The organism is candidate division TA06 bacterium (assembly GCA_004376575.1).
Classification (GTDB): domain Bacteria; phylum Hydrothermota; class DG-26; order E44-bin18; family E44-bin18; genus E44-bin18.
The window spans coordinates 1-6,243 of sequence record SOJN01000014.1 but is presented as its reverse complement, the minus strand read 5'-3'; the positions used below and the strand labels follow the sequence as shown (position 1 = coordinate 6,243).

The 6,243-nt window shown below is 52.1% G+C and carries 4 protein-coding genes; 3 read left to right on the top strand and 1 reads right to left on the bottom strand.

Annotated elements, in window-relative coordinates; translation table 11 throughout:
• Window positions 1-145: 145 nt before the first annotated feature.
• The gene (locus E3J62_00990) at window positions 146-847 is read right to left on the bottom strand and encodes a hypothetical protein (protein ID TET47593.1); all 702 of its coding nucleotides are present in this window, start codon (window positions 845-847) and stop codon (window positions 146-148) included.
• A 336-nt stretch (window positions 848-1,183) separates the two neighbouring features.
• Here E3J62_00990 and E3J62_00985 point away from each other — a divergent pair, with 336 nt between their 5' ends.
• The 3 genes from E3J62_00985 to E3J62_00975 form a co-directional block, all read left to right on the top strand.
• Window positions 1,184-2,845 carry a T9SS type A sorting domain-containing protein gene (locus E3J62_00985; GenBank protein ID TET47592.1) on the top strand — a complete coding sequence of 554 codons (1,662 nt, stop codon included), beginning with the start codon at window positions 1,184-1,186 and terminating at the stop codon, window positions 2,843-2,845.
• A gap of 182 nt (window positions 2,846-3,027) precedes the next feature.
• Window positions 3,028-3,804, top strand: a complete 777-nt coding sequence (locus E3J62_00980; GenBank protein ID TET47591.1) for a hypothetical protein — start codon at window positions 3,028-3,030, stop codon at window positions 3,802-3,804.
• Between the two features lie 9 nt (window positions 3,805-3,813).
• Window positions 3,814-6,243: DUF3344 domain-containing protein (locus E3J62_00975; protein ID TET47590.1), on the top strand; the 2,430-nt coding region annotated here is incomplete at its 3' end.

Here is a 6,243-nt window from a genome sequence, read left to right as displayed (position 1 = left end):
ATGGCGCCTGAGACTTAGGCTGGGCCTATCTGTTTCTCCCCGTTTCCTTTGAGAGTGCCTCAATATCCCAACCATATCCTGTCTCGATCCCCTGCCACATCAACGCGAAGCGGTGGGCAATGCCAAGGTGGGGTGCATCCAGTTGCTAAGCCTCCTCTTCACTCTGGGCTTTCCAGCCGACATACTTGCTTATGACATTATACGCGTTCTCGAAGGTCCCGATCTCCACTTGACCGATACGCATGCAGTGCATCAGAAGATCTTGGAAGAACGTTTGTAGGACGTTCTCTTCGGTATCCTTGAAGTCAGCTTGCTCGAATGGAGATGACCACGACCGGTCACCAAGTAGGCAGTAGAAACCGACGCAGCGGTCTGCGTCTGCGAAATGACTCAATGCCGGCGTTGCACTCTCGTGGAAGAGCAGGAAGTATGCGGCGCGCAACTCCTTGTCTTGGAATTCCTCGCACCGTTTGCACTCCACATTGACGGTGGCAGTATAGTGCTTCTCGACCTCCTCTTGATCCCAGTAGGTCTTGCACTCGACAACTGCAACCACCGACTCACAGCATACAATCACCGATGAATCTTCATTGACTGCCAAGCGGGGAAACGCATTCCCATCGTACACCATAATATCCAGCTGCGGACTGAGTTCGCCGCCGCTATTAGCAAGTTGCCCTGGTCTGACGGAAAAATGTCCCGGAAGGTATTCCCCAAGCACACGCCGAAGGACGACCTCTATCGAAGCGCCCTTGATGGTGGAATGTTTGGAGCCGGCACGGATACGTTCTATCTGAGCGGCAAGGGAAGATTGCAGTCGTGAAAAATGTTGCTCCCAGAAGTTCATCGGCCTCTGTCCATGATTCAAAAGATCCTGGGGACGGTGCATTTCGACAGGGCTCGACATCTCTGACTTGGGTCTTCCACAATTGAAGGGGTGGCGGTTGGCGCCGCAGTTGCCCCGTCCAGAGAAATTCTCCCACATTCGCGGGCGGTTGTCAAATTCTTTCGCAACAGTGATCGAGGTATATATTGCTGATGATCCAGCCCAAATCCTGCACAAGGTTCAGGGGTGTTACAGGGTGCTTGACATGGGCGCTGATTTTGGGTAGAGTTCAGCTACGTGAAGGGAAGGAAAGGCAAGTTAGAATCTCAGACGGTATCGGTTTCTCGCAGACGAATTTTGCTAGAAATTCATGCACCGTCCCCAAGTCCTTTCAAATATGAGATGAATATGCCAAACAGGCGAATTCACAAAAAAAAGACAATCGAACCGCAGCGCCCCCGTCTTGCTGCCAGGGTGTTCTTAGTGGGCGTGGCCTTTGGACTCCTTTGTTCGCTTGCAGCGCTCCCAAATGATTCTTGTTTCGCCACTGCCGGTCGCTTCACGGATGGCTATGATAGCCTGGAGAAGAAGCCCACATACATGCTTGGGTTGGCAAGAGAATCGGGCCCCAGGGTCCCGTGGGCCATCAAGGAAAGCGTTCTTGCGCCTCCGATCGGCTGGGGGGTAAGAAAAATAGGAGCAGACAGTGTTTGGGCTGCGGGCGTAAGGGGGGCTGGAGTGGTAGTTGCCATATTGGATACGGGAACAAGATATACCCATGTGGATCTGGCCGACCATCTATGGACTAACATAGACGAGATTCCTGACAATGGAATAGATGATGATTCGAACGGCTATGTAGATGATTATCTGGGTTATGATTTTGTGAATGGTGATGGAGACCCGATGGATGACAATGGGCATGGTACCTATATCGCAGGACTTGTTTTGGGAGATGGCACTGCAGGCTTCTCCACTGGTGTTGCGCCAGAGGCAATGCTCATGTCCCTCAAGTGGATTGACTCCCTGGGTAATGGGAGTGAGAACGACATATGGGAAGCCGTATGGTATGCGGTTGACAATGGGGCCGACATAATCTGTCTTGCGGTTGGCTGGGCGGATGCTGATGGGTGGCGTCGAGATTGGTGGCGGGACATTCTTACAATCGTAGCGGATTCTGGGAGGACTATCGTGGCAAATCCAGGGTACGGTACAGGACAGATCCCCCGTCGAGTGTGGATGCCGGCTGCCGTTCCACCACCTTGGTTACATCCTGATCAGACCCTTAGAGGTGAGCCCGCTGGCGTCATTGCTGGTGCAGCTATTGATTCTTTCGACTCTTGCATCGGGGACCAAATAGGACCTACAGTATGGCCTGACTTCCCCTATGTTCCCGGGGATCCTGATCTCATAGGTCTGCTCAAACCTGACCTGAGTGCCCCAGGCGTAGATCTTATCTCTCTTGATTATAGGAGTGACACGGCCTACATGGGACCAGGGGGAGGGTCCTCCGGCTTTGCTAGCCCTCACGTAGCGGGTGCTGTAGCGCTTCTTCGCTCTGCTTATCCATTCTCTACTCCAGCTGAGATAGACAGTTTGTTGGAGATGACTGCCGTGGACCTCGGTGAGCCTGGGAAAGACAACTTTTACGGTGCGGGTCGAGTGGATGTCTGGGCCGCCTACAACTACAGTGTGCCCGGAATCGAGGAAGAATCCCGGCGTGATATACGTGGGCATCTGGTTGAAGCAGCAAGACTTGAGTGCTTACCTAATCCCTCCTTTGGGTCAGTCACGATTTCCTATGGCACACCAAATCGAGAGCCTGTGAAGATTCAGATATATGACCTGGGAGGCAGAATAAGGCGAGAAATCCTCATCACTGACCGTACATCTGTACAAGGCAGTATCCAGTGGGACTGTACAGATACTGCGGGACGAAATCTCCCCAGCGGTGTGTACTTCTGTCGTCTATGCGCCGGGGACTTCAAAAATACTAAGAAAATGATGCTAATGCGGTGACTTCTGACTGCATGAGCCCGCTTTGCTGATTTGGATCAGGTACAATCTGCTGAGATTCGTGGCCCTTTACGCATTCTCATCCAAAATGACCATGTTCATCTTAAATCCGCAGCGCTTGACAGTCAGCGTGTACGGTACTCTGAAAAAAGGTTCATGAAAGCAGACGTACAAAGGAGGTCAACATGTCTGTGATAAAAACATCCTGGACCATCGTTCTCACCCTGACAGTTGTCCTAGTGGGATTGATTGTCGGTTGTAGGGGACCAGTAGGGCCTGAAGGTCCTGCCGGTACTCTACCGATCTATGTTCTGGCTTATCTCGAATCTCCCTTCCTCTGGGATACGACAAGCGATGTTCGAGTGGATGTGCTTAATGTATCGGGGATTCCGGCGGTCTATGTTAACGACATCAAAATCCCCTATGATATGTATCGAGCTTCATATCGGTTCTTTGACCCGGATTTCCCTATATCAGCGGGAGATTCAGCCAGACTCCGGATAGAACATACGAAGGCCGATGGTAGTCCAGGTATTTCACAGGCGAGCATCAAACTGCCAGGTCGTTTCGCGATAACATCTCACGACACTTCCGGTATCGATACGATTCCCTTTGGCAGCGATCTGATTGTCACATGGAGTTCCTCTGATGGAGCCGATGCATATCGCGCCTACGGTGATTTCTTCTGTGCGTACCTCGATACATCTGGTGCAGTGCAGCAACACGATTATAGACTCTGCACCTTGTTTGTCGATACCTCACTCACTTTCTTGTCATCTGTGCTTTTCCCAGACACAACTGAAGTTGATTCGGTAACAATTGCGCGTGGAGGCTTCTACGTATCCGGCATGAGTGGTCCATGGCAGGGCGGCGAAGCTGGCAATATCACCGGCGATGGCATAGGTATCTTTCGTGGATGGACCGATGGTGGACAGTTCGAGTTTACGGCAACCATAGACTAAAAAGGACCAATGCGTCGGAAGAAAGACTCCTCCGACCGCCGCAAAGTGAAGATCTTCTCTGGAGAGGATCAGGGTTTACCTTTCATGCAATTCCACCTTCCCAAGTACCACGCAGCCATCTACGTCCGGGTCTCCTCAGAGGACGCTGGAGGACTGCGCGGCGGCTTCGCCAAAAGTGTTGCAAATACCGAAGAATGTGCTATTATTCGAGTGGGCGGTTACGGGAGACTGCCCTCAAGATACGAAATGCAGTTCTGTCGGGAGGGAGTTATGAATGGCACGAGATTCCCCTTGGGTATGGCCATCTCGGCCGGGATAAGCCTTCTTGTTTTGATACTTGACGTCCCTCTTCTTATCGCTAAACCCAGCAAACCAATGCCGGCGCCCACAGTGGTTCCGCTTGCAGAGGAATCGGAGATTCAGGACACGATTCCTTGCGTAGACGGCGACAACCCTCCAACGACATTTCTCACTTGGAGCGGGCATGGTGGTGTTGTGGTAGATGTAGTGGCAACTGAAGCACAGTCAGGGGCCTTCACCATCTCAGGAATTCCCCTAGATGCAAGCATCGTCTGGGCGTACATGTACGAGGCGTCCTGGCAGTATGCGGATACGGATTCCGCATCCGCCACCTTTGACGGCAACCCGTTGCCTGCGGTCCTACCTTTTGATCATGATTCAGGTTGGGGATCTGGAGGCCAAGCGTTTTATGAGCTCTGTGCCTATCGCTGGGATGTGACTCCGTTTGTGACAGGGAATGGTGTCTACCCGTACTCTGTATCGGTATTGTACAAAACATTTGGCGAGGCACTCGTGGTTCTCTACAGTCACCCCTCAGAGCCAAGGAGGCAAATAATAATTAACGATGGTGCTGAGTCATTAGAAAATGCCAGCAGTAGCTCCGATTTCGCCGGTGTCACGGCGGATTCGGCAACACTGTTCCTTTTCACTCAGGCAGATGATTCAAGCGGGACCGAGGAGCTGATATCTTTCAATGGCACAATAATACTAGGTCCGGGAGATGTGTTCCACATGAACAGAGGATTTGCAGCGAGCCTCTTTGAGCTTCCGGTGCAGTGCATCAGTGGGATAAACATTGTGACTTGTTCAACAGACGTGGATTGGTTTGGCTGGCACCTAGCGATTCTGGAGACCTACGGTGTGTCAGCTCTGGTCACTGGTGGGGGCTGGATTCCTGGAGTCTCCCTTGGTTCTGCATATAAGAGAACCTTTGGGTTCAATGTGCATTCTGAGGGTGGGGTGACCTGGGGCCAGCTCCAGTTCAATGACCACGCGGCAAAGATGAAGGTCCACAGCGACACAATAGAAACCCTAGTTGTGCATGGAGACACCGTGGCTGATTTCTCAGGGTTATGCGGGGTCGATGGGACGAGTGGATATAGATTCGAATGTGAGGTTGAGGACCGTGGCGAGCCCGGCCAGGGAAGGGACAGGTTCAGCATATATGTCTACGACACAGACGGGAATCCTTATTACTCCGCGGGAGGCTTCCTGGGAGGGGGCAACATCCAGATCCATACACCTGCAGAGGGAGGCTCTGCAATGGCCATGTCTGAGCCGATGATGACACCGGGTTTTGATGTGAAGCCTTCTGAAGAACAACAGGAACAGCCTGATACCAGTCCGATGACTAGCTTTGGGGATTCGATATGGTCTTTTTCTTTTGCGGGAGATAATGGATTGGGCGGGATGGAATTCGACGGGAATTGCTTTTACCTTGCAGGAGACAACTATCCCGGTGATTCAAACATGATTTATGTGTTTGACAGGAATGGGAACTACCTGAGGGAATTTGCACAGAAGAGCAGGAACTCCTCTTCTCTCGACTGGGGATGGATGGACCTGGCCTACAGGCAAGACCATGACTATTTCTTCGGAAGCGACGATTCGATGATAACTGCCTTTGACAGGTTCGGGAATGTACTCTACGAGTTCCCTGGGCCTTACGATATTAACTGGGGTCTTGCGTGGGATGGACAATACCTCTGGGTAGGTCATGGGGTTCTGCCAATTGTGAAGATAGATACAACAGGAGTTGTCGTTGCCTCCTACCCGAATCCATACTCATACTGGGTCTGGGGCCTGGCATGGGATGATGCCTCTGAGGGCAGTCCCTGGCTCTGGATTTCTACACAAGGAGACACCTGGGGTAATCGCATCTACCAGTTCGACCCGACCGTGGGCCAGTATACAGGATTTCTCTTTAGCGGGCCGTTTCCGAGCGCTGCCGGTGGTCTGGCATTCTCGACTGACTGGGACACCAGCCGAGCAATCCTGTTCGAGTTGTGCCAGTGGTACCCTGACTATGTTATTGCTTACGACCTCGGGCCTAGCCAAAGGATTCTGGACGCAACAGTCGACAAAAAGCCTGAGGTCCTCAATCTGAAGAGCAAGGGGAGATGGGTAACCTGCTACATC

What these genes read in the sequence shown, in the direction of transcription:
- E3J62_00990 (TET47593.1), bottom strand. Translation starts at nt 847, where the DNA reads ATGAACTTCTGGGAGCAACATTTTTCACGACTGCAATCTTCCCTTGCC.
- E3J62_00980 (TET47591.1), top strand. Translation starts at nt 3,028, where the DNA reads ATGTCTGTGATAAAAACATCCTGGACCATCGTTCTCACCCTGACAGTT.